Genomic DNA, 22,116 nt, shown 5'->3' with positions numbered 1-22,116 from the left:
TTCGTAGCCTTCGCTTCTTCAGTGAGGTTCCTGACAAGGTCACCGAAGACGATCACGACAGCCCTGACCGCACAGCGGTGACGCAAACCGCGTGCTGGTCGCTGGTCATCGGCCCGGTGGACCGGTGTAAGGGCGTCTCACGTGAGAATGAGCAAGCCAATACACATAACGAACCTGAAGAATAGCCGTGCGGCCCCGGACGGGTCAAAACGGCTCCGGCGGTCGGCCCACCCCGGTCGTGAGGACGATCGTCCCGACCACCCCCGGTTGGCGACAGTTTGCCCCCGCCCGCCAGATCACGCTAGGGGCTCAACTGCCTCTGGACACTGACCATCCGCCCCTGTCCCCCGTCTAAAATGCGCCCCATGAGCTTTGGGCAGGGGGGGTCTCAGTGGAGCCCCGGGGGTTCCCACAATCCGTGGGGCGATCAGTGGGGTTCCTCCAACCAGACCCCGGACTGGGCGGCACTGGCCGAGCAGTCCGAGACGCGCAACAAGCGCCGCAGACTGCTGATGATCGTCGGCGGCGCCATAGCCACCGTCGGGATCGGCGCCGCCGTGGCCGTCGCCGTCGTGAACACCGACAGCGGCGGGGGCACGAACAGCACGGCGAACCAGCCGGGCGATCAGCCGGGCACCGGGGGCATCCCCAGCGCGAGCACGAAGACGGACCCCTCGTTCGAGCCCACCACCGCGCCGCCGCCGCTGGACCCGAAGGAGTTCATCTCCAGCTCGGGCAAGGACAGGGCGCCGATCAGCCCGGACATCCTCTTCCCGGGGTCCCAGCTGACGCGGGCCGACGACGTCGTCTACCGCAAGGGCCCCACCGCCTCCGCGAAGGACTGCGCCTCGGCCGTCCGGGGCACCCTCGGCAAGCTCCTGAACAGCAACGACTGCACCCGCTTCATGCGCGTGACGTACCACCGGGAAAAGGTGGCGACCACGATCGGCGTCGCCCTGTTCGACACGGAGGCCCAGGCGACCAAGGTGAAGACGGCCTGGGACAAGAAGAGCACCATCGTCTCCCTCTCCGGCGAGGGCGTCCCCGTCTTCTGCAGTTCGGCGATCTGCCGTACGACCGTCAACTCCTACGGCCGCTACGCCTACTTCACGCTCTCCGGCTTCACCACCGGCAAGGACGTCACGGAGAAGGACACCTCCGTCTACACCGCCGGCGACCAGCTCGCCCAGGCGACCTTCGAGCAGATCCGCCGCCGGGGCGAAGCCCAGGCGGCCGCCGCGGCCAACGCGCAGTAGCCGCGACCGGCCGCCCGGGGTCAGCAGCAGCCGCCCCCGGGCGCGCCCGGCAGGGTCCGCCGGTTCCGCGCCTCCTTGTTCCGCGCGGCCAGCAGATCGTCGGCGGGGTAGCCGACCTCCTCCAGGGTCAGCCCGTGCGGCCGTACGACGTGCACGGCGGAGTCCCGCACACCCGCGGCCAGCACCTTCCCCGGCCAGTCGGCCCCCCGGTGCCCGTCCCCCACGAAGAGCAGCGCGCCGATCAGCGACCGCACCATGTTGTGGCAGAAGGCATCGGCCCGCACGGTCGCCGTGATGATCCCGTCGTCGCCCCGCACCAGGCTCAGCTCCTGGAGCGTGCGGATGGTGGTCGCCCCCTCGCGCCGCTTGCAGTAGGCCGCGAAGTCGTGCTCGCCCAGCAGCCCCCGCGCGGCCTCGTTCATGGCGTCCACGTCCAGCGGCCAGTCGTGCCACAGCACGTGGTTGCGCAGCAGCGGATCGACGCCGCCGGGGTTGTCGGTGACGCGGTAGGCGTACCGCCGCCAGACGGCCGAGAACCGCGCGTCGAAGCCGCTGGGCGCCTCCCGGAGCGCCCACACCCGTACGTCCCGCGACAGCCGCCCTGCGAGCCGCTTGAGCAGCTTCCCGTGGTGCTCGTCCCACACCTCCCGCGGCAGGTCGACATGGGCCACCTGCCCCCGGGCGTGCACCCCGGCGTCGGTCCGCCCCGCCACGGTCAGCTCATACGTCGTCGCCGACCGCGTCACGGTCCGCAGCGCGTCCTCGATCTCCCCCTGCACGGTCCGCCGCCCCGCGGCCTGCTTGGCCCACCCGGAGAACCCGGTCCCGTCGTACGAAAGATCAAGACGCACCCGCACGAACCCGGGTGCCACATCGTCACTCACACAGAGATCCTCTCAGGAACACGAAAGCGGGCCCGCTCCTGTAGGGAACGGGCCCACTTCGACGCCGATCAAGGGGCGTGGGGAACCGCGCGACAAGCCACTACGAACCCGCAGCCGCCGACACACAGCTCCCGGCAGAACGCTTACGCGTCCTTGGACTCCTCGGCAGCCTCGTCCGCGGCGGCGTCGTCGGCCTTGGTGGTGTCCACCTTGGTCTCGGCGGCAGCCGCGTCCGCGTCCTTGGCGGCACGCTTGGTGGCGGCCTCGGCCTCACCGGTGGCCTGCTGCGCGACCGTCAGCGCCTCGACCAGCTCGATGACAGCCATGGGCGCGTTGTCGCCACGACGGTTACCGATCTTGGTGATACGGGTGTAGCCACCCGGGCGGTTCTCGTACCGCGGGCCGATCTCGGTGAAGAGCGTGTGCACGACGCTCTTGTCCGTGATGACCGAGAGCACCTGGCGGCGGTTGTGAAGGTCGCCCTTCTTCGCCTTGGTGACCAGACGCTCGGCGTACGGCCGCAGACGGCGGGCCTTCGCCTCGGTGGTGGTGATGCGGCCGTGCTCGAAGAGCGACTTCGCGAGGTTCGCGAGGAGCAGCTTCTCGTGCGCGGCGCTGCCGCCCAGACGGGCACCCTTGGTGGGCTTCGGCATGGTGTTTCTCCTAGGTGTCTGCCCCGGCCGTATCAGGTACCGGAGTCAGTATCCGAGCGGGCGGATGCCCGTCGGAGACCCGCGCCCCGTCAGGGGCGCGGGGAACTGCGCGACCAGCCACACACGGCCCGCAGTCAAGATCCTGCAGTCGAACCCGAGCTCTTAGTACTGCTCGGTCTCCACGAACCCGGCGTCCGCGTCGTCGTCGGCGCCGAAGGCGTCCGCCGCGGCGGTCGGGTCGAATCCGGGCGGGCTGTCCTTCAGGGCCAGGCCCATGCCGGCCAGCTTCGCCTTGACCTCGTCGATCGACTTCGCACCGAAGTTGCGGATGTCGAGCAGGTCGGCCTCGGAACGAGCCACGAGCTCACCCACGGAGTGGATGCCCTCGCGCTTGAGGCAGTTGTACGACCGAACGGTGAGCTCGAGCTCCTCGATCGGCAGCGCCAGGTCGGCGGCGAGGGCGGCGTCCGTCGGGGACGGACCCATGTCGATGCCCTCGGCGTCGATGTTGAGCTCGCGCGCCAGACCGAACAGCTCCACCAGGGTCTTACCGGCGGACGCCATGGCGTCACGGGGACGCATGGCCTGCTTGGTCTCGACGTCGACGATCAGCTTGTCGAAGTCGGTGCGCTGCTCGACACGGGTCGCCTCGACCTTGTACGTGACCTTGAGCACCGGCGAGTAGATGGAGTCGACCGGGATACGGCCGATCTCCTGGCCGACCTGCTTGTTCTGCACGGCGGAGACATAACCGCGGCCACGCTCGACCGTCAGCTCCATCTCCAGCTTGCCCTTGCCGTTGAGCGTGGCGAGGACCAGGTCGGGGTTGTGCACCTCGACACCGGCCGGGGGCGCGATGTCGGCGGCGGTGACCAGACCCGGGCCCTGCTTGCGCAGGTACATCACGACCGGCTCGTCGTGCTCCGAGGAGACGACCAGCTGCTTGATGTTGAGGATCAGGTCGGTGACGTCCTCCTTGACGCCCGGCACGGTGGTGAACTCGTGCAGGACACCGTCGATACGGATGGACGTGACCGCCGCACCCGGGATCGACGACAGGAGCGTACGGCGGAGGGAGTTGCCGAGGGTGTAACCGAAGCCCGGCTCCAGCGGCTCGATCACGAACCGGGAGCGGAACTCGTCGACGACCTCTTCGGTCAACGAGGGACGCTGAGCGATCAGCATGTGTGGATCAGATCCTTCTGTCGTGGACGCCCGCTATTTGACGCCCGACGGAAACCACGCCCGTGAAAAGCGTGGGTACTGCAAGGGTACGGGCGATACGCCCCCGAAGGGTCGTACCGCCCGGAACCGAGAACCGCGAAGCGGCCGACCGAGGTCAGACGCGACGACGCTTCGGGGGACGGCAGCCGTTGTGCGGGGTGGGCGTGACGTCCTGGATGGAGCCGACCTCGAGACCGGTCGCCTGAAGCGAACGGATGGCCGTCTCACGACCCGAGCCCGGGCCCTTGACGAACACGTCGACCTTGCGCATGCCGTGCTCCTGCGCGCGACGGGCGGCCGACTCGGCGGCCATCTGCGCGGCGAACGGCGTGGACTTCCGGGAGCCCTTGAAGCCGACGTGGCCGGCGGAGGCCCAGGAGATCACGTTGCCCGAGGGGTCCGTGATCGAGACGATCGTGTTGTTGAACGTGCTCTTGATGTGCGCGTGGCCGTGAGCGACGTTCTTCTTTTCCTTGCGGCGCACCTTCTTGGCAGCGCCCTGACGACCCTTGGGGGGCATCTGTACTCCTACGGGAGGTGGTCGGTCCTACAGCGAAGACCGCTGGACGGCGAAGTCCGCTGTGGACTACTTCTTGCCCGGCTTCTTCTTACCGGCGATGGCGCGACGCGGGCCCTTGCGGGTGCGAGCGTTGGTGCTGGTGCGCTGACCGCGGACAGGCAGACCGCGACGGTGACGGAGACCCTGGTAGCAACCGATCTCGACCTTGCGGCGGATGTCGGCCTGGATCTCGCGACGGAGGTCACCCTCGGTCTTGATGTTGTTGTCGACGTACTCACGAATCGCGACGAGCTGCTCCTCGGAGAGGTCGCGAACGCGGGTGTTCGGGTCGATACCGGTCTCGGCCAGCGTCTGCTGGGAGAGGGTCCGGCCGATGCCGAACACGTAGGTGAGGGCGACCTCCACGCGCTTGTCGCGCGGGATGTCAACACCGGAAACGCGTGCCATTCAATGGCTCCTGGTGATCTTCGGAGGTCTTCCGCAGAACCGGCTCCCGGCCGCCGTACCAGGTACGAACCGGGTCCCCGGCCTCCGACCGGGGGTGTCAGGCACCTTCGGCGCCTGGGCCCTGCGTATGAACATATTCAGCTCGCGTCGCGCGAATCCCTGCGATATCGATGCAGAGGGAGCGGTCGAACGTGCGTCAGCCCTGGCGCTGCTTGTGGCGCGGGTTCTCGCAGATGACCATGACCCGACCGTGACGGCGGATCACCCTGCACTTGTCGCAGATCTTCTTGACGCTCGGCTTGACCTTCATTGGGTGAGGTTCTCCGGGTCAGTGCCATCACCCGCGACCCGGCGGACCGGGGCACGGAGTGCGGGCAAGATCTACTTGTAGCGGTAGACGATCCGGCCACGCGTCAGGTCGTACGGAGACAGCTCCACCACGACCCGGTCGTCAGGGAGGATGCGGATGTAGTGCATACGCATCTTGCCGCTGATGTGTGCCAGGACCTGGTGGCCGTTCTGGAGCTCGACCTTGAACATGGCGTTCGGCAGAGACTCGACGACAGTGCCCTCGATCTCGATGGCACCTTGCTTCTTGGCCACGCTTCGCCCTTCGAATCGACTACCTTGATCGACTCTCCGCGACCGCATGAGGACACACGGGCACACGAGAGCCGACGAGTCAGTCTACGTCAGCGCCACCAGAAACACGAATTCGGTATGACTGCCCACTCCGGATGATCCTTATTCCGCCACGGCAGCGCCCCCTCTGCCGGGCCGGAGGCCGGTCGAGGGGGCGCATGACGCTTGACGCCGGGACCGCGGGTGCCGGGGCTTGTCTCAGCCCAGCGGGCTTGTCTCAGCCCAGCGGGTCGGGCGCCGCGGTGATCCCGTGCTCCGCCAGCTTCGCCTTGCCGCCGTCGGGCGCCGTCAGCACCAGCGGGCCCTGCTCGGTGAGGGCCACCGAGTGCTCCCAGTGCGAGGACCACGTGCCGTCCGTCGTCACCACGGTCCAGTCGTCCGACAGGACCTCCGTCCGCGGCGTGCCCAGGGACACCATCGGCTCGATCGCCAGACAGAAGCCGGGCACCAGCTTCGGCCCCTTGCCGCGCCGCCGCTCGACGTAGTTCAGCAGGTGCGGGTCCATGTGCATCTCGGTGCCGATGCCGTGGCCGCCGTAGTCCTCGACGATCCCGTACTTGCCGCCGCCCGGCTTGGGCTGCCGGCGGATGTAGGTCTCGATGGCGCGGGAGATGTCGACGAGCCGGTTGCCCAGCCTCATCGCGGCGATCCCGGCCCACATGGACTCCTCGGTGACCCGCGACAGCTCGATCAGCTCGGGAGCGTGCCCGGAGCCGACGAACGCCGTGTACGCGGCGTCGCCGTGCCAGCCGTCGACGATGGCGCCGCAGTCGATGGAGATGATGTCGCCGTCCTTCAGGACGACGTCGTCGCTCGGGATGCCGTGCACGACGACCTCGTTGACCGACGTGCAGATGGTCGCGGGGAAGCCGCCGTACCCGAGGAAGTTCGACTTCGCGCCGTGCTCCGCCAGCACCTTGCGGGCCACGTCGTCGAGGTCCTTCGTGGAGGCGCCCGGCACGGCCGCCTCACGGGTGGCCGCGTGGATGGCGGCGACGACCAGCCCCGCCTCGCGCATCTTGGCGATCTGCTCGGGGCTCTTGATCTGCACCATGGGGTCCTGCGCTCTCCGTCTTCTCCGCCTGCGGGCGTCTACCGTGCCCCGGCTCGTGGTGCCGGGCTGCCTACACAACAGTACGGCCGCGGCGCCCTTCCCGGGCACCGCGGCCGATGTACCGCTGACGGCTACTGGCCGTCGTCCTCGCGCTTCAGTGCGTCCATCGCGCGCTGGGTGACCTCGTCCACCTTGCCGAGCGCCGAGATCGTCACCACGAGGCCCTGGGCCTTGTAGTAGTCGATGATCGGCTCGGTCTGGGTGTGGTAGACCTCCAGGCGCTTGCGGACGGTCTCCTCGGAGTCGTCGTCGCGCTGGTAGAGCTCGCCGCCGCAGACGTCGCACACGCCGTCCCGCTGGGGCTGCTTGTACGTGACGTGGAAGACGTGCGCGGAGTCGTTCCGGCAGATGCGGCGGCCGGCGATCCGCTTGACGACCTCGTCCTCGGGGACCTCCAGGTCCAGCACCGCGTCCAGGGTCATGGACTCTTCCTGGAGCGTCACGTCCAGCGCCTCGGCCTGCGAGACGTTGCGCGGGAAGCCGTCGAGCAGGAAGCCGTTCACGGCGTCCGGCTGCTCCATGCGGTCCTTGGCCATCGCGATGGTGACCTCGTCCGGCACCAGTTCGCCCTTGTCCATGTAGGACTTCGCGAGTTTGCCGAGCTCCGTCTGCTTGCTGATGTTGGCCCGGAACAGGTCGCCCGTGGAGATGTGCGGGATGGACAGGTTCTCGGCGAGGAACGCGGCCTGCGTTCCCTTGCCCGCACCCGGCGGCCCGACGAGGACGATTCGCATCAGCGGAGGAACCCTTCGTAATTGCGCTGCTGGAGCTGGCTCTCGATCTGCTTCACCGTCTCCAGACCCACACCCACGATGATGAGGATGCTGGTACCGCCGAACGGGAAGTTCTGGTTTGCCTCGAAACCGGCCAACGCCATTGTCGGCACGAGAGCGATCAGACCCAAGTACAGCGAACCCGGCCAGGTGATCCGGTTGAGCACGTAGGAGAGGTACTCAGCGGTCGGTCGGCCAGCCCGGATGCCCGGGATGAAGCCACCATACTTCTTCATGTTGTCCGCGACTTCCTCGGGGTTGAACGAGATGGCCACGTAGAAGAAGGCGAAGAAGACGATCAGCAGGAAGTAGATCGCGATGTGCACCGGAGCCGCGGTGTCCGCCAGGTTCTCGGTGACCCAGGCGGCCCACCCGGCCGTCGAGTTGGAGAACTGGACGATCAGCGCCGGGATGTAGAGCAGCGACGACGCGAAGATGACGGGGATCACACCCGCCTGGTTCACCTTCAGCGGGATGTACGTCGAGGTACCGCCGTAGGACCGGCGGCCGATCATGCGCTTCGCGTACTGGACCGGGATGCGGCGCTGGGCCTGCTCGACGAAGACCACGAGCGCGACCATGACCAGGCCCACGGCGATGACGGTGCCGAACTCGATCCAGCCGTCGGCCAGGTCGCCCTGCTCCTTGATGGCCCACAGCGCGGACGGGAAGGTGGCGGCGATCGAGATGAACATCAGGATCGACATGCCGTTGCCGATGCCGCGGTCGGTGATCAGCTCACCCAGCCACATGACGAGCGCCGTGCCGGCGGTCATGGTGATGACCATGACGACGGTGGTGTAGATCGACCGGTCCGGCACGATCTGGCTGGCCTGCGTGCAGGTCGGGAAGAGCGAGCCGCTCCGGGCCGTGGCGACCAGGCCGGTGCCCTGGAGGATCGCCAGCGCCACGGTCAGGTAACGCGTGTACTGCGTGATCTTCGCGGTACCGGCCTGGCCCTCCTTCTTGAGGGCTTCGAGGCGCGGGATCACCACGGTCAGCAGCTGCAGAATGATGCTCGCCGTGATGTACGGCATGATGCCGAGCGCGAAGATCGTGATCTGCAGCAGCGCACCACCGCTGAACATGTTGACCAGGCCGAAGAGGCCCGAGTTCGTCTTCGCGGCGTCCACGCAGAACTGGACCGCGCTGTAGTCGACGCCGGGGATCGGGATGTGCGTACCGATCCGGTAGATCACGATGATGCCGAGCGTGAAGAGCAGCTTCTTGCGCAGGTCGGGCGTCTTGAACGCCCGGGCGAACGCGGTGAGCACGGTTCCTCCTGCGACCTCCGCGACGCGCGCGGTAGGGACTAGTCGTTACAACAGGGCCCCGGTGGGCCGAACGATGTTTTCTACCACCCCGACACCGAACGGCTTTCCTCGCGCGGGCACAGGTGGACCTCACGGACTCTAACAGTGCCTGTGCAGCCAGGTGAAGTTCGCTTGCGCGGCGAGCAATTCGCGATCGCCCGCCGTTCACCGGATCCCGTCACGCGTTCGAGTCCACTACGCCGAACGGGATCATCCGCCGAGCCCCTCCCCCCGTCGTCGGTCGCGACGGCGAACGGGGCGAACCGGCACACAAGGTGCGCGGGACTCCGTACACATCGCGCGGACAGCCACCGCACAGTCACCACGGTGTACGACGATTCCCCTGCCGCCCGAGTTCCCCCGGGGGCGGGACCGGGCCGGGGGCAGCCGCCATTTCGCGCCAAGTGAACGCCGAAGGCCGAGCGGCTCCCCCTGAGGGGAACCACCCGGCCTTCGTACGTGCTGCGCGGCGCGGCCGCCCGGGCTCAGATGAGCTCGGTGACGCTGCCGCCGGCGGCGGTGATCTTCTCCTTGGCGGAGCCGGAGACGGCGTCGACCGTCACCTGCAGCGCCACGGAGATCTCGCCCTGGCCGAGGACCTTGACGAGGCTGTTCTTGCGAACGGCACCCTTGGCCACCAGACCCTCGACGGTGACCTCGCCACCCTCGGGGTAGAGCGCGGCCAGCTTGTCGAGGTTCACGACCTGGAACTCGGTCTTGAACGGGTTCTTGAAGCCCTTCAGCTTCGGGAGACGCATGTGGAGGGGCATCTGGCCACCCTCGAAGCGCTCCGGAACCTGGTAGCGGGCCTTGGTGCCCTTGGTACCACGACCGGCCGTCTTACCCTTCGAGGCCTCACCACGACCGACACGGGTCTTGGCGGTCTTGGCACCCGGGGCGGGACGGAGGTTGTGGATCTTGAGCGGGTTGTTCTCCGCCATGATCAGTCGACCTCCTCGACCGTCACGAGGTGGCGGACGGTGTGCACCATGCCGCGGAACTCGGGGCGGTCCTCCTTGACGACCTGCGTGTTGATGCCCTTGAGACCAAGGGAGCGCAGGGTGTCACGGTGGTTCTGCTTGCTGCCGATGTAGGACTTGACCTGCGTGATCTTGAGCTGCGCCATGATCACACACCCGCCCCGGCACGCGCACGGAGCAGAGCCGCGGGGGCGACGTCCTCCAGGGGCAGACCACGGCGGGCCGCGATCTCCTCGGGACGCTGCAGGCCCTTCAGGGCCTCCACGGTCGCGTGCACGATGTTGATCGCGTTGTCGGAGCCGAGCGACTTCGACAGCACGTCGTGGATACCGGCGCACTCGAGCACGGCACGCACCGGACCACCGGCGATAACACCGGTACCGGGGGACGCGGGCTTCAGCAGCACGACGCCGGCAGCCTTCTCACCCTGGATGGGGTGCGGGATGGTGCCCTGGATACGGGGGACCTTGAAGAAGTGCTTCTTGGCCTCCTCAACACCCTTGGCGATGGCGGCCGGCACCTCCTTGGCCTTGCCGTAACCGACACCCACGGTGCCGTCACCGTCGCCCACCACGACCAGCGCGGTGAAGCTGAAGCGACGACCACCCTTCACAACCTTGGCGACGCGGTTGATCGCGACGACGCGCTCAACGTACGCGGTCTTCTCGGCGGCAGCAGCGCCGCCGTCACGGCCCTTCCGGTCCCGCCGCTCGCCGCCACCGGCACCGCTTCCGCGGCGCTGGGGTCCAGCCATTGGATTACCTCTCTCTTTCCGCTAGCTACAAGCGGCTCAGAACTTGAGCCCGGCTTCGCGGGCGGCGTCGGCCAGGGCCGCGATGCGACCCGCGTACCGGTTACCACCACGGTCGAACACGACGGCCTCGACACCAGCGGCCTTGGCACGCTCGGCGACCAGGGCGCCGACCTTGCCGGCCTGCGCCGACTTGTCGTCGTCGCCACCACGGATGGACGCGTCCAGGGTGGAGGCCGACGCAAGGGTGTGACCCTTGAGGTCGTCGATCACCTGGGCCACGATGTGGCGGTTCGAGCGGGTCACGACCAGGCGGGGACGCTCAGCCGTACCGTTGACCTTCTTACGGATACGGATGTGGCGCCGCTTGATGGCAGCACGCTTGTAAGCGTCGCCCTTAGCGATCTTCGTGCCGTATGCCATGGCTTACTTACCCGCCTTTCCGACCTTGCGGCGGATGACTTCGCCCTCGTACTTGACGCCCTTGGCCTTGTACGGGTCGGGCTTGCGCAGCTTGCGGATGTTGGCCGCAACCTCGCCGACCTTCTGCTTGTCGATGCCCTCGACCTGGAAGCGGGTCGGGGTCTCCACCTTGAAGGTGATGCCCTCGGGCGCCTCGACGGTGATCGGGTGGCTGTAGCCGAGAGCGAACTCGAGGTTCGAACCCTTGGCGGTGACGCGGTAACCGACACCGCTGATCTCGAGCTTCTTCACGTAACCCTGGGTCACGCCGGTGATCATGTTCGCCACCAGCGTGCGGGACAGGCCGTGCAGGGCCTTGCTCTGACGCTCGTCGTTGGGGCGGGTGACGTTCAGGACGCCGTCCTCACCCTTGGCGATCTCGATCGGCGACACGACGGTGTGGGTCAGCGTGCCCTTGGGGCCCTTGACCGAGACCGTCTGGCCGTCGATGGTGACGTCCACGCCGGCGGGAACCGTGATGGGGAGCTTGCCAATACGCGACATAGCTGTTTCCTCCGTTCCCTTCCGCTACCAGACGTAGGCGAGGACTTCCCCACCCACGCCCTTCTTGCCGGCCTGCTTGTCGGTGAGGAGCCCGTGGGACGTGGAGATGATCGCCACGCCGAGGCCGCCGAGCACCTTCGGCAGGTTGGTGGACTTCGCGTACACCCGGAGACCGGGCTTGGAGATCCGCTTGATGCCCGCGATGGAGCGCTCACGGTTGGGGCCGAACTTCAGCTCCAGGACGAGGTTCTTGCCGACCTCGGCGTCCTCGACCTTCCAGCCCGTGATGAAGCCCTCCTGCTGGAGGATCTCCGCGATGTGCGACTTGATCTTCGATGCCGGCATCGTCACGGAGTCGTGGTATGCCGAGTTCGCGTTCCGCAGACGCGTAAGCATGTCTGCGATCGGATCAGTCATGGTCATGAATTGGCCTTCGGCCTCTCTCGCCGGGGTTTCCAGGTGCCCATCCCTCTCCTCGATCCGAGACGAGGCGGGTGCGGTGCGGTGGACCTACGGCGTAGTAAGTCGTACGGGCGACTATCAGGCGCCCAACCCTCCAAGCCTAAGCCATGGAGGGGAGGGCACCTGACACGCCCAGTGCTTACCGAGAGCTTCCGGAATCCCTAAAAGGCGGGATTACCAGGAGCTCTTGGTCACGCCCGGCAGCTCGCCACGGTGAGCCATCTCACGGAGGCACACGCGGCACAGGCCGAACTTGCGGTACACGGAGTGCGGACGGCCACACCGCTGGCAGCGGGTGTAGCCGCGCACGGCGAACTTCGGCTTACGGGCAGCCTTCGCGATCAGAGCCTTCTTCGCCATCTCGCTCACGCCTCCTTGAAGGGGAAGCCGAGGTGACGAAGGAGCGCGCGGCCCTCAGCGTCGTTGGTCGCCGTGGTCACCACGGTGATGTCCATACCCCGGGTGCGGTCGATCTTGTCCTGGTCGATCTCGTGGAACATGACCTGCTCCGTGAGACCGAAGGTGTAGTTGCCACGGCCGTCGAACTGCTTGGGGGACAGACCACGGAAGTCGCGGATGCGCGGGAGCGCGAGCGACAGGGTGCGGTCCAGGAACTCCCACATGCGGTCGCCACGGAGCGTGACGTGGGCACCGATCGGCTGGCCCTCACGCAGCTTGAACTGCGCGATGGACTTGCGGGCCTTGGTGACGGCCGGCTTCTGACCGGTGATCGTGGTGAGGTCGCGGATGGCGCCCTCGATCAGCTTGGAGTCGCGGGCGGCGTCGCCCACACCCATGTTGACCACGATCTTCACGAGGCCGGGGATCTGCATGACGTTCTCGTACTTGAACTCGTCACGCAGCTTGCCCGCGATCTCCTCGCGGTACTTCGTCTTCAGACGCGGAGTGGTGGTGGTCGCCATCAGATGTCCTCACCCGTCCGCTTGGCAACGCGGATCTTGTTGCCTTCGTCGTCGAAGCGGTAACCGACACGCGTGACGACCTTCTTGCCGTCCTTCTCCACGACGAGCTGAACGTTGCTCACGTGAATCGGGGCCTCGGTCGTGACGATGCCACCGGCCTGCGAACCCTTGGCGGTCGGGCCGGCCTTGGTGTGCTTCTTGACCCGGTTGACACCCTCGACCAGGACACGGTCCTCGCGGGGGAAGGCCGCGATGACCTTGCCCTGCTTGCCCTTGTCCTTACCGGTGATGACCTGGACCAGGTCGCCCTTCTTGATCTTCATGCTTACAGCACCTCCGGCGCGAGCGAGATGATCTTCATGAACTTCTTCTCGCGCAGCTCACGGCCGACGGGGCCGAAGATACGGGTGCCGCGAGGGTCGCCGTCGTTCTTCAGAATGACGGCGGCGTTCTCGTCGAAGCGGATGTACGAGCCGTCCGGACGGCGGCGCTCCTTGACGGTGCGAACGATGACCGCCTTGACGACGTCACCCTTCTTCACGTTGCCACCGGGGATCGCGTCCTTGACGGTGGCGACGATGACGTCACCGATGCCCGCGTAGCGGCGACCGGAGCCACCGAGCACACGGATGCAAAGGATTTCCTTCGCACCAGTGTTGTCGGCGACACGCAGTCGCGACTCCTGCTGGATCACGTCTATCTCCTGATTGTCTGCCGGTTCCCTCCGGGGGTTTAACCGGAGAGCCTGGCGGAACCGTCCTGCCGGGATACCCCCGCAGGAATTACGTGCCGGCCCGGCCGGACGGCGGAGCGGCTCTCGCGACGAGCGCGAGTGCTTCACGCACCTCGGCCGGGGTTCCCGGCGGCGGCTCCGTAAGTCGTTTCACGGAGCTCGCCGGGCGGCGGTCTTTTGTTCGGTCTGGCGAAACCCGCGCCGGGAGCGACCCCTCGGACCGGAGTCCGGGGTCGGTCCCCCGGCGGGGCAGCGGGGCGAACCCCGCTTGGTTACTTCGCCTTCTCGAGGATCTCGACGACGCGCCAGTGCTTGGTGGCGGACAGCGGCCGGGTCTCCATCAGGAGGACGCGGTCGCCGACGCCGGCGGCGTTCTGCTCGTCGTGCGCCTTGAGCTTGCTCGTGCTGCGGATGACCTTGCCGTACAGGGCGTGCTTCTTGCGGTCCTCGACGGCGACGACGACGGTCTTGTCCATCTTGTCGCTGACGACGATGCCCTCACGGGTCTTGCGGAAGCCCCGCGCCTCAGTGTTCGTCTCAGTCACGTTGTTCTCGCTCATCAGGCGTTCTCCACCGTTTCGATGCCCAGCTCACGCTCGCGCATCAGGGTGTAGATCCGCGCGATGTCCTTGCGGACCGCCTTCAGACGGCCGTGGTTCTCGAGCTGTCCGGTCGCCGCCTGGAAGCGGAGGTTGAACAGCTCTTCCTTGGCCTCGCGGAGCTTCGCCAGAAGCTCCTCGTTGCCCAGCTCGCGCAGCTCGGACGCCTTGGTACCGGCCGACATCACGCTTCACCTGCCTCGCGCTTGACGATCCGGCACTTCATCGGCAGCTTGTGGGCGGCGCGAGTCAGGGCCTCACGGGCGATCTTCTCGTTGGGGTACGACAGCTCGAACATCACGCGTCCGGGCTTGACGTTGGCGATCCACCACTCCGGAGAACCCTTACCGGAACCCATGCGGGTCTCGGCAGGCTTCTTGGTGAGGGGACGGTCCGGGTAGATGTTGATCCAGACCTTGCCACCACGCTTGATGTGACGCGTCATGGCGATACGAGCGGCCTCGATCTGGCGGTTCGTCACATACGCCGGGGTGAGCGCCTGGATGCCGTACTCGCCGAACGCAACCTGCGTGCCACCCTTGGCAGCGCCGTTGCGCTTGGGGTGGTGCTGCTTGCGGTGCTTGACCCTACGGGGGATCAGCATGTCGGTCAGGCCTCCGTTCCGGTGCTCTCAGCCGGAGCGGCAGCGGGAGCCTCGGCCCTGGGGGCCTCGGCGCCGGCAGCCTGCTGCGGCTTGCGACCGCGCCGCTCGCCACCGCGGCCACCACGGGCCGGGCGGTCGGCACCGCCGCGCGCCGGGCGGTTACCCGCGCGGGCAGCGGCGTTCTCGGCGCGGACCTCGGCGATGTTCTTGACGTCGCCCTTGTAGATCCAGACCTTCACACCGATGCGGCCGAAGGTCGTCTTGGCCTCGAAGAAGCCGTAGTCCACGTTCGCGCGGAGCGTGTGCAGGGGCACACGGCCCTCGCGGTAGAACTCCGAGCGGGACATCTCGGCGCCGCCGAGGCGGCCACCGCACTGGATCTTGATGCCCTTGGCGCCGGCCTTCATGGCGGACTGCATGCTCTTGCGCATGGCCCGACGGAAGGAGACGCGGGAGGACAGCTGCTCGGCGACGGCCTGGGCAACCAGCTGAGCGTCGGTCTCGGGGTTCTTGACCTCGAGGATGTTCAGCTGGACCTGCTTGCCCGTCAGCTTCTCCAGCTGACCGCGGATCTTGTCGGCCTCCGCGCCGCGGCGGCCGATGACGATGCCCGGACGCGCGGTGTGGATGTCGACGCGGACACGGTCACGGGTGCGCTCGATCTCCACCTTGGAGATACCGGCGCGCTCCATGCCGGACGTCAGCATCCGACGGATGGCGACGTCTTCCTTGACGTAGTCCTTGTACAGCTTGTCGGCGTACCACCGGGACTTGAAGTCCGTGGTGACACCGAGCCGGAACCCATGCGGGTTAACCTTCTGGCCCATTACCGGGTTCCTTCCTTGCTGCTGACGACCACGGTGATGTGGCTGGTCCGCTTGCGGATCCGGTAGGCACGGCCCTGGGCACGCGGACGGAACCGCTTCAGGGTCGGACCCTCGTCGACGTACGCCTCGCTGATGAACAGCGAGTTGGCGTCCGTGTGGTCGTAGTTGTGCGCGGCGTTGGCGATGGCGCTGTCGAGCACCTTGCCGACGGGCACGGAAGCGGCCTGCGGGGCGAATCGCAGGACCGCCTGAGCCTCCGTGGCGTCCATGCCACGGATAAGGTCCACCACGCGGCGGGCCTTCATGGGCGTGACGCGGATGTACCGCGCCTGGGCCCTGGCTTCCATGGTTGTCCCTCTCAGTTACTTACGTGTCTGAATGCGATCCGCGGTTAGCGGCGCTTCGACTTCCGGTCGTCCTTGACGTGACCCCGGAAGGTGCGCGTCGGCGAGAACTCGCCGAGCTTGTGGCCGACCATCGACTCGGTGACGAACACCGGGATGTGGGTCTTGCCGTTGTGCACCGCGATCGTGTGGCCGAGCATGGCCGGGACGATCATCGAGCGACGGGACCAGGTCTTGATGACGTTCTTGGTGCCGGCTTCGTTCTGGGCGTCCACCTTCTTGATCAGGTGGTCGTCGACGAAGGGCCCCTTCTTGAGACTGCGCGGCATCTAAACCCGCTCCTAGCGCTTCTTGTTCGTCTTGCGGCGGCGGACGATGTACTTGTTCGACGCCTTCTTGGGCGAACGAGTACGACCTTCCTTCTGACCCCAGGGGCTGACCGGGTGGCGACCACCGGAGGTCTTGCCCTCACCACCACCGTGGGGGTGGTCAACCGGGTTCATCGCCACACCGCGAACGGTCGGGCGGACGCCCAGCCAGCGCTTGCGGCCGGCCTTGCCCCAGTTGATGTTGCTCTGCTCGGCGTTGCCGACCTCGCCGACGGTGGCGCGGCAGCGCACGTCGACCAGGCGGATCTCACCGGAGGGCATGCGGAGGTGGGCGTAGGCGCCCTCCTTCGCGAGCAGCTGCACGGAGGCACCGGCGGAGCGGGCGAACTTGGCACCGCCACCGGGACGGAGCTCGATCGCGTGGATCGTGGTACCGACCGGGATGTTGCGGAGGGCCAGGTTGTTGCCCGGCTTGATGTCGGCCCCGGGACCGTTCTCGACGCGGTCACCCTGCTGCAGGTTGCGCGGGGCGAGGATGTAGCGCTTCTCGCCGTCGGCGTAGTGCAGCAGCGCGATGCGCGCGGTGCGGTTGGGGTCGTACTCGATGTGCGCGACCTTCGCCGGCACGCCGTCCTTGTCGTGACGACGGAAGTCGATCACTCGGTAGGCGCGCTTGTGTCCGCCACCCTGGTGGCGAACGGTCACACGACCGGCGTTGTTACGGCCGCCCTTGCTGTGCAGGGGGCGGACCAGCGACTTCTCCGGCGTGGACCGCGTGATCTCGACGAAGTCGGCGACGCTGGAGCCACGACGGCCCGGCGTAGTCGGCTTGTACTTGCGGATTCCCATTTCTCAGTCCTCGTCCGATATCGGACGATCCGACCCGCTTACGCGGTCGGACCGCCGAAGATGTCGATACGGTCGCCCTCAGCGAGGGTCACGATCGCGCGCTTGCTGTCGGCACGCTTGCCGAAGCCCGTGCGGGTCCGCTTGCGCTTGCCCTGGCGGTTGATCGTGTTGACCCCGGTGACCTTGACCGAGAAGACCGACTGCACGGCCTCCTTGATCTGGGTCTTGTTGGCCCGCGGGTCGACGATGAACGTGTACTTGTTCTCGTCGAGGAGCGCGTAGCTCTTCTCGGACACGACCGGCTTGATCAGGACGTCACGGGGGTCCGTGTACGCCTTGCTCGCCGGGGTGACGACGGTGTTCTTGCCCTCGGTGGCGTGGCGGCGCGCCTTGGCGACGCGCGCGGCCTTGGCGGCCTTCGCAGCCTTGGAGGCAATGCTCGGGTGACGCGTAGCCATCAGGCCTCGCTCCCTTCGGTGTCGTTGGCCTTCGGGCCGGCGACGAAGGACTCGAGAGCGGCCTGGGTGAAGACCACGTCGTCCGAGACGATCACGTCGTACGTGTTCAGCTGGCCCGGCTCCAGGATGTGGACCTGGGGCAGGTTGCGGGCGGAGAGCCACGCGGCCTCGTCGGAGCGCTCGGCGACCAGGAGCAGGTTCTTGCGCTCCGAGATCTTGCCGAACAGGCTCTTGGCGGCCTTGGTGGACGGGGCCTCGCCCTCGATCACGCCGGAGACGACGTGGATGCGGTTGTGACGGGCCCGGTCGGTGAGGGCGTGGCGCAGGGCCGCGGCCTTCATCTTCTTCGGGGTCCGCTGCGAGTAGTCACGCGGCACGGGACCGTGCACGACGCCACCACCGGCGAACTGGGGCGCGCGGGTCGAGCCCTGGCGCGCACGGCCGGTGCCCTTCTGACGGTAAGGCTTCTTACCGCCACCACGAACCTCGCCGCGGGTCTTGGTCTTGTGCGTGCCCTGGCGGGCAGCCGCGTTCTGCGCGACGACGACCTGGTGGATCAGCGGGATGCTGACCTTCTCCACGCCGAAGATCTCCGCGGGGAGCTCGACGCTTCCGGTCTTCTCGCCGGCAGGCGAAAGGATGTCAACAGTGCTCATCGGTACCTCAGGCCCCCTTGGCCGCGGTGCGGACCAGGACGAGGCCGCCGTTCGGACCGGGAACCGCGCCCTTGATGAGCAGCAGACCCTTCTCCGCGTCAACGGCGTGGACGGTCAGGTTCTGGGTGGTGACCCGCTCGTTGCCCATGCGACCCGCCATGCGGAGGCCCTTGAACACACGGCCCGGGGTGGCGCAGCCACCGATGGAACCGGGCGAGCGGTGCTTGCGCTGGGTGCCGTGACCGGCGCCGAGGCCACCGAAGTTGTGACGCTTCATGACACCGGCGAAGCCCTTGCCCTTGCTCTTGCCGGTGACGTCGACCTTCACGCCGGCCTCGAACACCTCAGCGGTGATCTCCTGGCCCAGCGTGTACTCGGAGGCGTCCGCGGTGCGGATCTCGACGAGGTGGCGACGGGGGGTGACGTCGGCCTTGGCGAAGTGGCCCTTGAGGGGCTTGTTCACCTTGCGCGGGTCGATCTCGCCGAAGGCGATCTGGACCGACTCGTAGCCGTCGACGTCGTTGGTACGAACCTGGGTCACGACGTTGGGGCCGGCCTTGACGACGGTGACCGGAACAACACGGTTGTTCTCGTCCCACACCTGCGTCATGCCGAGCTTCTCGCCCAGGATGCCCTTGATCTGCTTAGCCATTCTCAGATCACCGCCCTCAGAGCTTGATCTCGATGTCGACACCGGCCGGGAGGTCGAGTCGCATCAGAGAGTCAACGGTCTTGGGGGTGGGGTCGAGAATGTCGATCAGGCGCTTGTGCGTGCGCATCTCGAAGTGCTCGCGCGAGTCCTTGTACTTGTGCGGCGACTTGATGACGCAGTACACGTTCTTCTCAGTGGGCAGCGGCACCGGGCCCGCGACCGACGCACCAGTGCGGGTCACCGTCTCGACGATCTTCTTCGCCGAGGAGTCGATGACCTCGTGGTCGTAGGCCTTGAGCCGGATGCGGATCTTCTGTCCCGCCATGGCTACTCAGTAGTCCTGTCTCTCTAACGCTCTGGAACCCGGTGTTCCCTTGTACCGTCCTCCGACCCACGCGGTCGGGCGTGTCGCGCTTCCGCTGACACAGATGTCCCTTGTCCGAACATCCCTTGCGCGGGAACGCGGCCCTACCGGAACCGCGGACCGGGGGCGGAGGCCCACCGGGCGCCTGGCCGGCGCCGCGCCACACTTCCCGGAAGATTCCCGTACGTCCGCCCCAGCGCTGCCGTGAGGCAGTTAGAGCGACGAGTACTGTGGGACTCGCTTCCGGTCCCCCCGGCGGGAGGCGTGCAGCATCAACACTCGACCGAGCAACTCGGACAGTCTGCCATATGGGGCAGGGCCTCCGCCAATCGAGCCGGAGAGATTACCCCGAGAGTGACCAAGGTCAAACCAGCGCCCTGGAGCGGGGCCTCGGGGGCGGGTTTCAGGAGCGGGACTCGGGGGCGGGACCCGGGGGCGGGACCCGGGGGCATGGCCTCCGGACCCGGTCGAGCGGCTACCGGAGGCCATGCACCCGCGAGTGCGAGGGGCTGCCGGGGGCTGGGAGAAGGGCACCGGCCGAGGGCGCGAAGGTGCCCGCCTTGGGCGGGAGGCCACCTCGGGGGTCGCGAGTCCGCCCGCCGGGCACGACGGGTCGTCCGGACCAAGAGCCCGAGCCCGTCCGCCGGGACCGAGAGGCCCCTCGCCAGGCCGGAAGCCCAGCCGCCCGAACCGAGAACCCTGCCGCCTGAACCGAGAGCCCTGCCGCCGAGGAGGAGAGGCCACCCGTTGATCCCGGTGGGCGTATGCGAGGCGGGTGATCCCGGTGGGCGTATGCGAGGCGGGTGATCCCGGTGGGCGTATGCGAGGCGGGTGGGCGTATTGCGGGGCCGGGGGCACCTGCTGCCGTCGGGGGTGGCCCGACCCGTTTGAATGACGCCGTGCACACCAGGTCGTACTCGTTCCGGGTCTCCGCCGAGCGCTCCGCCGCCGCGATCCATCCGCTCCCGCCAGGGGTGCCCGCCGATGCGGAGCCGGTGTCGGCGATCCGGTCGCCAGGAGCGCACGGCGGCCGGGACGTCCCGCTCGCCAGGGTCTTCGCGCCCCGCCCGGGGCGGTCGGGGGTCCGCGAGACGCCCTCACCCTCCTCCCCCTTCCCTCCCTTCTGGATCGTGGACGGGACGGGCGGCGCGCTGTGCTGCTCGGTCCACCCGGCGGCCCCGGACGTCCACGACGTCCGCGCCGCCGACGGGACGCTCCTGGCACGGGTCACCCGTAGCTCCGGCCGGCTCCTGCCGTGGCCGCGCCGGGCCCGCTGGGCCGCGGGGCCGGTGGGCGCACCACCGGCCGTCACGGGCAGGGAGGGCACCTGGTACTCGTGGCTCGTCTATGTCACGACAGCCCCGGTCTGGGCGGTGTGCCTGCTGGCCGTCAAGGTCCACGACCTCCTGAACGGCGAGATCGACGACTACGCTTTCCGGCCCACACGGACCCGCTGGCGAACCGGGGGCGTGGGGACGGTCCTGGATTTCCGGGGCCTCGGAGAAAAAACCTTTCACTCGAATCCGGCACACCTGGATATTCGACTCGCCTATGCCTTGGGGATTCTCCGGACCCGGAAGGGCGCGAACGGGTACGCGGCCGGACCGCGACCGTGACGCGAGACCCAGAACGGACAGGACAGGCTGGGCGGCCAGGATGCAGGGGACAGTCGGGGCGGATCGGCCGGGGGCCTTGCCGGCGGGGTTGCAGTTCCGCACCGCTGCGCGCCACGGAGGCCTGGCCGCCCGTGTGGGGCCGTTTCGATCCTCTGTTTGGCGAATGCTCGACCAATTGATCGCGAATTAAATTTCCCGGAACGGCCGCAGATTCCGTCATTAAATGCGATGAGAGACCGCCCTTTCGGTGCATCTTTATTTCCCTATGGGCGCACCGCGTCGACGTATTTGATTTCGCCGTTCCGACCTGGCTCTAATTTTTCCGGAACGTGGGAGTCGTAATCCCACGCGGATAAACAGGGAAAGGAGCGTCATGCGGGCCACTAGAGCCTTCCTCGTGGGAGCGTCCGTACTCGCCGTCACGCTGGGCAGCACCACCGCTTCCCAGGCCCTCGGCTGGCAGAGCCCCTGGGCGGCGCACAAGACCGCGTCCCCCGCCGACGACGAGCACGGCAAGCACGACGGCAAGGGCCACCACAAGGGGCACCACCAGGAGCCCAAGAAGGTCAACAAGTACAACCTGCACCACAGCTGCAAGGGCCACGACTTCGGCTTCTGCACGCAGAACCTGGCGTTCGCGCCCAAGATCCTCGGCGACATCGGCCTGACGACGGGCCTGATCGGCCTGGCTGCTCCGGCGGCGTCGAACGGCACCCCGGCGGCCCCGGCCGCGCCCGCAGCCCCGGCCGCCCCCGCGGCACCGGCGGCCCCCGCGGCTCCGGCCAACGGCGCCAACCCGAGCGAGCCCGAGTGGTGCTCGCCCGGCTACTGGCGCAACCACCCCGAGTCCTGGGGCCCGACGGGCTACAACCCGGGCCTGACGGTTGAGGAGGGCGGCACCACCTACAGCTCCGTCTTCGGCGCCCCCCCGACCCGCTCGCAGCTCGGCATCGCCAACAACGCGCCGACCGACCCCACGCTCATGTACGTCCTCCAGTTCGGCCAGTACTACGAGAACCCCGGATTCCACCGGAACCGGATCGCCGACCTGCTCAGCGCGGCGCACCCCGACATCAACTTCACCGGGGTCCGCGTCAACAACTGCCCCCTCGACTGAGCGAAAAAGCGGTCGCCGCCGCGTCGAGCGGCCGCTGCTGAGATCGCCTGGTTCTGCCTG

General features: G+C 67.6%; 34 protein-coding genes. 3 read left to right on the top strand and 31 right to left on the bottom strand.

Annotated elements, in window-relative coordinates; translation table 11 throughout:
- Positions 1-365 precede the first annotated feature (365 nt).
- The gene (locus ACZ4Z2_RS11860; RefSeq protein ID WP_468074833.1) at positions 366-1,256 is read left to right on the top strand and encodes a hypothetical protein; all 891 of its coding nucleotides are present in this window, start codon (positions 366-368) and stop codon (positions 1,254-1,256) included.
- 20 nt (positions 1,257-1,276) lie between these two features.
- Here ACZ4Z2_RS11860 and truA read toward each other — a convergent pair whose 3' ends face one another.
- From truA to rpsJ, 31 genes are all read right to left on the bottom strand, one after another.
- Positions 1,277-2,140, bottom strand: coding sequence for a tRNA pseudouridine(38-40) synthase TruA (truA, locus tag ACZ4Z2_RS11855; RefSeq protein ID WP_468074831.1), 864 nt, complete (start codon positions 2,138-2,140; stop codon positions 1,277-1,279).
- 143 nt (positions 2,141-2,283) lie between these two features.
- Positions 2,284-2,793: a 50S ribosomal protein L17 gene (gene rplQ, locus ACZ4Z2_RS11850; RefSeq protein ID WP_468074829.1), complete on the bottom strand. Its 510-nt coding sequence runs from the start codon at positions 2,791-2,793 to the stop codon at positions 2,284-2,286.
- Between the two features lie 162 nt (positions 2,794-2,955).
- Positions 2,956-3,978, bottom strand: coding sequence for a DNA-directed RNA polymerase subunit alpha (locus ACZ4Z2_RS11845; protein WP_003966937.1), 1,023 nt, complete (start codon positions 3,976-3,978; stop codon positions 2,956-2,958).
- Between the two features lie 154 nt (positions 3,979-4,132).
- Entirely contained in the window at positions 4,133-4,537 is a 405-nt protein-coding gene (gene rpsK, locus ACZ4Z2_RS11840; protein ID WP_003956432.1) for a 30S ribosomal protein S11, read from the bottom strand.
- A gap of 66 nt (positions 4,538-4,603) precedes the next feature.
- On the bottom strand, positions 4,604-4,984 hold the full coding sequence (rpsM, locus tag ACZ4Z2_RS11835) for a 30S ribosomal protein S13 (RefSeq protein WP_030571236.1): 381 nt from the start codon (positions 4,982-4,984) through the stop codon (positions 4,604-4,606).
- 196 nt (positions 4,985-5,180) lie between these two features.
- Positions 5,181-5,294, bottom strand: a complete 114-nt coding sequence (gene rpmJ, locus ACZ4Z2_RS11830) for a 50S ribosomal protein L36 (protein ID WP_003998809.1) — start codon at positions 5,292-5,294, stop codon at positions 5,181-5,183.
- A gap of 71 nt (positions 5,295-5,365) precedes the next feature.
- Positions 5,366-5,587, bottom strand: a complete 222-nt coding sequence (infA, locus tag ACZ4Z2_RS11825; protein WP_003948620.1) for a translation initiation factor IF-1 — start codon at positions 5,585-5,587, stop codon at positions 5,366-5,368.
- A 256-nt stretch (positions 5,588-5,843) separates the two neighbouring features.
- A complete protein-coding gene (map, locus tag ACZ4Z2_RS11820; protein WP_468074827.1) occupies positions 5,844-6,680 on the bottom strand; it encodes a type I methionyl aminopeptidase in 837 nt (278 codons plus the stop codon).
- A gap of 131 nt (positions 6,681-6,811) precedes the next feature.
- A complete protein-coding gene (locus tag ACZ4Z2_RS11815; RefSeq protein ID WP_468074825.1) occupies positions 6,812-7,474 on the bottom strand; it encodes an adenylate kinase in 663 nt (220 codons plus the stop codon).
- Positions 7,474-8,787, bottom strand: a complete 1,314-nt coding sequence (gene secY, locus ACZ4Z2_RS11810; protein WP_468074823.1) for a preprotein translocase subunit SecY — start codon at positions 8,785-8,787, stop codon at positions 7,474-7,476. Before secY ends, ACZ4Z2_RS11815 begins: the two co-directional genes overlap by 1 nt.
- Before the next feature lie 524 nt (positions 8,788-9,311).
- On the bottom strand, positions 9,312-9,767 hold the full coding sequence (rplO, locus tag ACZ4Z2_RS11805) for a 50S ribosomal protein L15 (protein ID WP_055517269.1): 456 nt from the start codon (positions 9,765-9,767) through the stop codon (positions 9,312-9,314).
- Positions 9,768-9,769: 2 nt separating this feature from the next.
- Positions 9,770-9,952 (bottom strand): 50S ribosomal protein L30, encoded by a 183-nt coding sequence (gene rpmD, locus ACZ4Z2_RS11800; protein ID WP_003974250.1) that lies wholly within the window; start codon positions 9,950-9,952, stop codon positions 9,770-9,772.
- Between the two features lie 2 nt (positions 9,953-9,954).
- A complete protein-coding gene (gene rpsE / locus ACZ4Z2_RS11795) occupies positions 9,955-10,560 on the bottom strand; it encodes a 30S ribosomal protein S5 (RefSeq protein ID WP_058923758.1) in 606 nt (201 codons plus the stop codon).
- 36 nt (positions 10,561-10,596) lie between these two features.
- Complete coding sequence (gene rplR, locus ACZ4Z2_RS11790) at positions 10,597-10,980, bottom strand: 50S ribosomal protein L18 (RefSeq protein WP_159771704.1); 384 nt, start codon at positions 10,978-10,980, stop codon at positions 10,597-10,599.
- A 3-nt stretch (positions 10,981-10,983) separates the two neighbouring features.
- The gene (gene rplF / locus ACZ4Z2_RS11785; RefSeq protein ID WP_468074821.1) at positions 10,984-11,523 is read right to left on the bottom strand and encodes a 50S ribosomal protein L6; all 540 of its coding nucleotides are present in this window, start codon (positions 11,521-11,523) and stop codon (positions 10,984-10,986) included.
- Between the two features lie 24 nt (positions 11,524-11,547).
- Positions 11,548-11,946, bottom strand: a complete 399-nt coding sequence (gene rpsH / locus ACZ4Z2_RS11780) for a 30S ribosomal protein S8 (RefSeq protein ID WP_007384075.1) — start codon at positions 11,944-11,946, stop codon at positions 11,548-11,550.
- Positions 11,947-12,159: 213 nt separating this feature from the next.
- Entirely contained in the window at positions 12,160-12,345 is a 186-nt protein-coding gene (locus tag ACZ4Z2_RS11775) for a type Z 30S ribosomal protein S14 (protein WP_049567381.1), read from the bottom strand.
- A 5-nt stretch (positions 12,346-12,350) separates the two neighbouring features.
- Positions 12,351-12,908 (bottom strand): 50S ribosomal protein L5, encoded by a 558-nt coding sequence (gene rplE, locus ACZ4Z2_RS11770; RefSeq protein ID WP_020135807.1) that lies wholly within the window; start codon positions 12,906-12,908, stop codon positions 12,351-12,353.
- Positions 12,908-13,231 carry a 50S ribosomal protein L24 gene (gene rplX / locus ACZ4Z2_RS11765; protein ID WP_055517275.1) on the bottom strand — a complete coding sequence of 108 codons (324 nt, stop codon included), beginning with the start codon at positions 13,229-13,231 and terminating at the stop codon, positions 12,908-12,910. Before rplX ends, rplE begins: the two co-directional genes overlap by 1 nt.
- Before the next feature lie 2 nt (positions 13,232-13,233).
- Positions 13,234-13,602, bottom strand: coding sequence for a 50S ribosomal protein L14 (gene rplN, locus ACZ4Z2_RS11760; RefSeq protein WP_003998823.1), 369 nt, complete (start codon positions 13,600-13,602; stop codon positions 13,234-13,236).
- A gap of 311 nt (positions 13,603-13,913) precedes the next feature.
- Positions 13,914-14,201: a 30S ribosomal protein S17 gene (rpsQ, locus tag ACZ4Z2_RS11755; protein WP_006130775.1), complete on the bottom strand. Its 288-nt coding sequence runs from the start codon at positions 14,199-14,201 to the stop codon at positions 13,914-13,916.
- Complete coding sequence (gene rpmC / locus ACZ4Z2_RS11750; RefSeq protein ID WP_007494763.1) at positions 14,201-14,425, bottom strand: 50S ribosomal protein L29; 225 nt, start codon at positions 14,423-14,425, stop codon at positions 14,201-14,203. Before rpmC ends, rpsQ begins: the two co-directional genes overlap by 1 nt.
- On the bottom strand, positions 14,425-14,844 hold the full coding sequence (rplP, locus tag ACZ4Z2_RS11745) for a 50S ribosomal protein L16 (RefSeq protein ID WP_055710749.1): 420 nt from the start codon (positions 14,842-14,844) through the stop codon (positions 14,425-14,427). Before rplP ends, rpmC begins: the two co-directional genes overlap by 1 nt.
- A gap of 5 nt (positions 14,845-14,849) precedes the next feature.
- Positions 14,850-15,671 (bottom strand): 30S ribosomal protein S3, encoded by an 822-nt coding sequence (gene rpsC / locus ACZ4Z2_RS11740; protein ID WP_468074817.1) that lies wholly within the window; start codon positions 15,669-15,671, stop codon positions 14,850-14,852.
- Entirely contained in the window at positions 15,671-16,018 is a 348-nt protein-coding gene (rplV, locus tag ACZ4Z2_RS11735; protein ID WP_055517281.1) for a 50S ribosomal protein L22, read from the bottom strand. Before rplV ends, rpsC begins: the two co-directional genes overlap by 1 nt.
- Positions 16,019-16,062: 44 nt before the next feature.
- Entirely contained in the window at positions 16,063-16,344 is a 282-nt protein-coding gene (gene rpsS, locus ACZ4Z2_RS11730) for a 30S ribosomal protein S19 (protein ID WP_010036728.1), read from the bottom strand.
- Positions 16,345-16,356: 12 nt separating this feature from the next.
- A complete protein-coding gene (gene rplB / locus ACZ4Z2_RS11725) occupies positions 16,357-17,193 on the bottom strand; it encodes a 50S ribosomal protein L2 (RefSeq protein WP_055517283.1) in 837 nt (278 codons plus the stop codon).
- 38 nt (positions 17,194-17,231) lie between these two features.
- Complete coding sequence (gene rplW / locus ACZ4Z2_RS11720) at positions 17,232-17,651, bottom strand: 50S ribosomal protein L23 (RefSeq protein ID WP_468074815.1); 420 nt, start codon at positions 17,649-17,651, stop codon at positions 17,232-17,234.
- Positions 17,651-18,307 (bottom strand): 50S ribosomal protein L4, encoded by a 657-nt coding sequence (rplD, locus tag ACZ4Z2_RS11715; protein ID WP_468074813.1) that lies wholly within the window; start codon positions 18,305-18,307, stop codon positions 17,651-17,653. Before rplD ends, rplW begins: the two co-directional genes overlap by 1 nt.
- Positions 18,308-18,314: 7 nt before the next feature.
- Entirely contained in the window at positions 18,315-18,959 is a 645-nt protein-coding gene (gene rplC / locus ACZ4Z2_RS11710) for a 50S ribosomal protein L3 (RefSeq protein WP_103781446.1), read from the bottom strand.
- A gap of 16 nt (positions 18,960-18,975) precedes the next feature.
- On the bottom strand, positions 18,976-19,284 hold the full coding sequence (rpsJ, locus tag ACZ4Z2_RS11705; protein ID WP_003948644.1) for a 30S ribosomal protein S10: 309 nt from the start codon (positions 19,282-19,284) through the stop codon (positions 18,976-18,978).
- A 938-nt stretch (positions 19,285-20,222) separates the two neighbouring features.
- On the opposite strand from rpsJ, the gene ACZ4Z2_RS11700 reads away from it, so the two are divergent.
- Together ACZ4Z2_RS11700 and ACZ4Z2_RS11695 are read left to right on the top strand one after the other, a co-directional pair.
- Positions 20,223-20,939 carry a hypothetical protein gene (locus tag ACZ4Z2_RS11700; protein WP_468074811.1) on the top strand — a complete coding sequence of 239 codons (717 nt, stop codon included), beginning with the start codon at positions 20,223-20,225 and terminating at the stop codon, positions 20,937-20,939.
- A gap of 373 nt (positions 20,940-21,312) precedes the next feature.
- Positions 21,313-22,056, top strand: coding sequence for a hypothetical protein (locus ACZ4Z2_RS11695; protein ID WP_468074809.1), 744 nt, complete (start codon positions 21,313-21,315; stop codon positions 22,054-22,056).
- The last annotated feature ends 60 nt before the right edge of the window (positions 22,057-22,116 follow it).

Source organism: Streptomyces sp. NPDC030183 (genome assembly GCF_055573455.1).
The sequence above is the reverse complement of the archived record's forward strand: the minus strand, read 5'-3'. Positions and strand labels throughout refer to the sequence as shown.

What these genes read in the sequence shown, in the direction of transcription:
- rpsM (WP_030571236.1), bottom strand. Translation starts at nt 4,984, where the DNA reads ATGGCACGCGTTTCCGGTGTTGACATCCCGCGCGACAAGCGCGTGGAG.
- rplV (WP_055517281.1), bottom strand. Translation starts at nt 16,018, where the DNA reads ATGGAAGCCAGGGCCCAGGCGCGGTACATCCGCGTCACGCCCATGAAG.
- rpsJ (WP_003948644.1), bottom strand. Translation starts at nt 19,284, where the DNA reads ATGGCGGGACAGAAGATCCGCATCCGGCTCAAGGCCTACGACCACGAG.
- rplR (WP_159771704.1), bottom strand. Translation starts at nt 10,980, where the DNA reads ATGGCATACGGCACGAAGATCGCTAAGGGCGACGCTTACAAGCGTGCT.
- rplE (WP_020135807.1), bottom strand. Translation starts at nt 12,908, where the DNA reads ATGGCGACCACCACCACTCCGCGTCTGAAGACGAAGTACCGCGAGGAG.
- rplO (WP_055517269.1), bottom strand. Translation starts at nt 9,767, where the DNA reads ATGGCGGAGAACAACCCGCTCAAGATCCACAACCTCCGTCCCGCCCCG.
- rplP (WP_055710749.1), bottom strand. Translation starts at nt 14,844, where the DNA reads ATGCTGATCCCCCGTAGGGTCAAGCACCGCAAGCAGCACCACCCCAAG.
- rpsE (WP_058923758.1), bottom strand. Translation starts at nt 10,560, where the DNA reads ATGGCTGGACCCCAGCGCCGCGGAAGCGGTGCCGGTGGCGGCGAGCGG.
- rplC (WP_103781446.1), bottom strand. Translation starts at nt 18,959, where the DNA reads ATGGCTAAGCAGATCAAGGGCATCCTGGGCGAGAAGCTCGGCATGACG.
- rpsS (WP_010036728.1), bottom strand. Translation starts at nt 16,344, where the DNA reads ATGCCGCGCAGTCTCAAGAAGGGGCCCTTCGTCGACGACCACCTGATC.
- rpsH (WP_007384075.1), bottom strand. Translation starts at nt 11,946, where the DNA reads ATGACCATGACTGATCCGATCGCAGACATGCTTACGCGTCTGCGGAAC.
- rpsQ (WP_006130775.1), bottom strand. Translation starts at nt 14,201, where the DNA reads ATGAGCGAGAACAACGTGACTGAGACGAACACTGAGGCGCGGGGCTTC.
- rpmC (WP_007494763.1), bottom strand. Translation starts at nt 14,425, where the DNA reads ATGTCGGCCGGTACCAAGGCGTCCGAGCTGCGCGAGCTGGGCAACGAG.
- rpmD (WP_003974250.1), bottom strand. Translation starts at nt 9,952, where the DNA reads ATGGCGCAGCTCAAGATCACGCAGGTCAAGTCCTACATCGGCAGCAAG.
- ACZ4Z2_RS11775 (WP_049567381.1), bottom strand. Translation starts at nt 12,345, where the DNA reads ATGGCGAAGAAGGCTCTGATCGCGAAGGCTGCCCGTAAGCCGAAGTTC.
- rplX (WP_055517275.1), bottom strand. Translation starts at nt 13,231, where the DNA reads ATGAAGATCAAGAAGGGCGACCTGGTCCAGGTCATCACCGGTAAGGAC.
- rpsK (WP_003956432.1), bottom strand. Translation starts at nt 4,537, where the DNA reads ATGCCCCCCAAGGGTCGTCAGGGCGCTGCCAAGAAGGTGCGCCGCAAG.
- rplB (WP_055517283.1), bottom strand. Translation starts at nt 17,193, where the DNA reads ATGGGAATCCGCAAGTACAAGCCGACTACGCCGGGCCGTCGTGGCTCC.
- ACZ4Z2_RS11695 (WP_468074809.1), top strand. Translation starts at nt 21,313, where the DNA reads ATGCGGGCCACTAGAGCCTTCCTCGTGGGAGCGTCCGTACTCGCCGTC.
- ACZ4Z2_RS11860 (WP_468074833.1), top strand. Translation starts at nt 366, where the DNA reads ATGAGCTTTGGGCAGGGGGGGTCTCAGTGGAGCCCCGGGGGTTCCCAC.
- rplF (WP_468074821.1), bottom strand. Translation starts at nt 11,523, where the DNA reads ATGTCGCGTATTGGCAAGCTCCCCATCACGGTTCCCGCCGGCGTGGAC.
- rplD (WP_468074813.1), bottom strand. Translation starts at nt 18,307, where the DNA reads ATGAGCACTGTTGACATCCTTTCGCCTGCCGGCGAGAAGACCGGAAGC.
- rpmJ (WP_003998809.1), bottom strand. Translation starts at nt 5,294, where the DNA reads ATGAAGGTCAAGCCGAGCGTCAAGAAGATCTGCGACAAGTGCAGGGTG.
- rpsC (WP_468074817.1), bottom strand. Translation starts at nt 15,671, where the DNA reads ATGGGCCAGAAGGTTAACCCGCATGGGTTCCGGCTCGGTGTCACCACG.
- rplQ (WP_468074829.1), bottom strand. Translation starts at nt 2,793, where the DNA reads ATGCCGAAGCCCACCAAGGGTGCCCGTCTGGGCGGCAGCGCCGCGCAC.
- rplW (WP_468074815.1), bottom strand. Translation starts at nt 17,651, where the DNA reads ATGGCTACGCGTCACCCGAGCATTGCCTCCAAGGCTGCGAAGGCCGCC.
- map (WP_468074827.1), bottom strand. Translation starts at nt 6,680, where the DNA reads ATGGTGCAGATCAAGAGCCCCGAGCAGATCGCCAAGATGCGCGAGGCG.
- ACZ4Z2_RS11815 (WP_468074825.1), bottom strand. Translation starts at nt 7,474, where the DNA reads ATGCGAATCGTCCTCGTCGGGCCGCCGGGTGCGGGCAAGGGAACGCAG.
- ACZ4Z2_RS11845 (WP_003966937.1), bottom strand. Translation starts at nt 3,978, where the DNA reads ATGCTGATCGCTCAGCGTCCCTCGTTGACCGAAGAGGTCGTCGACGAG.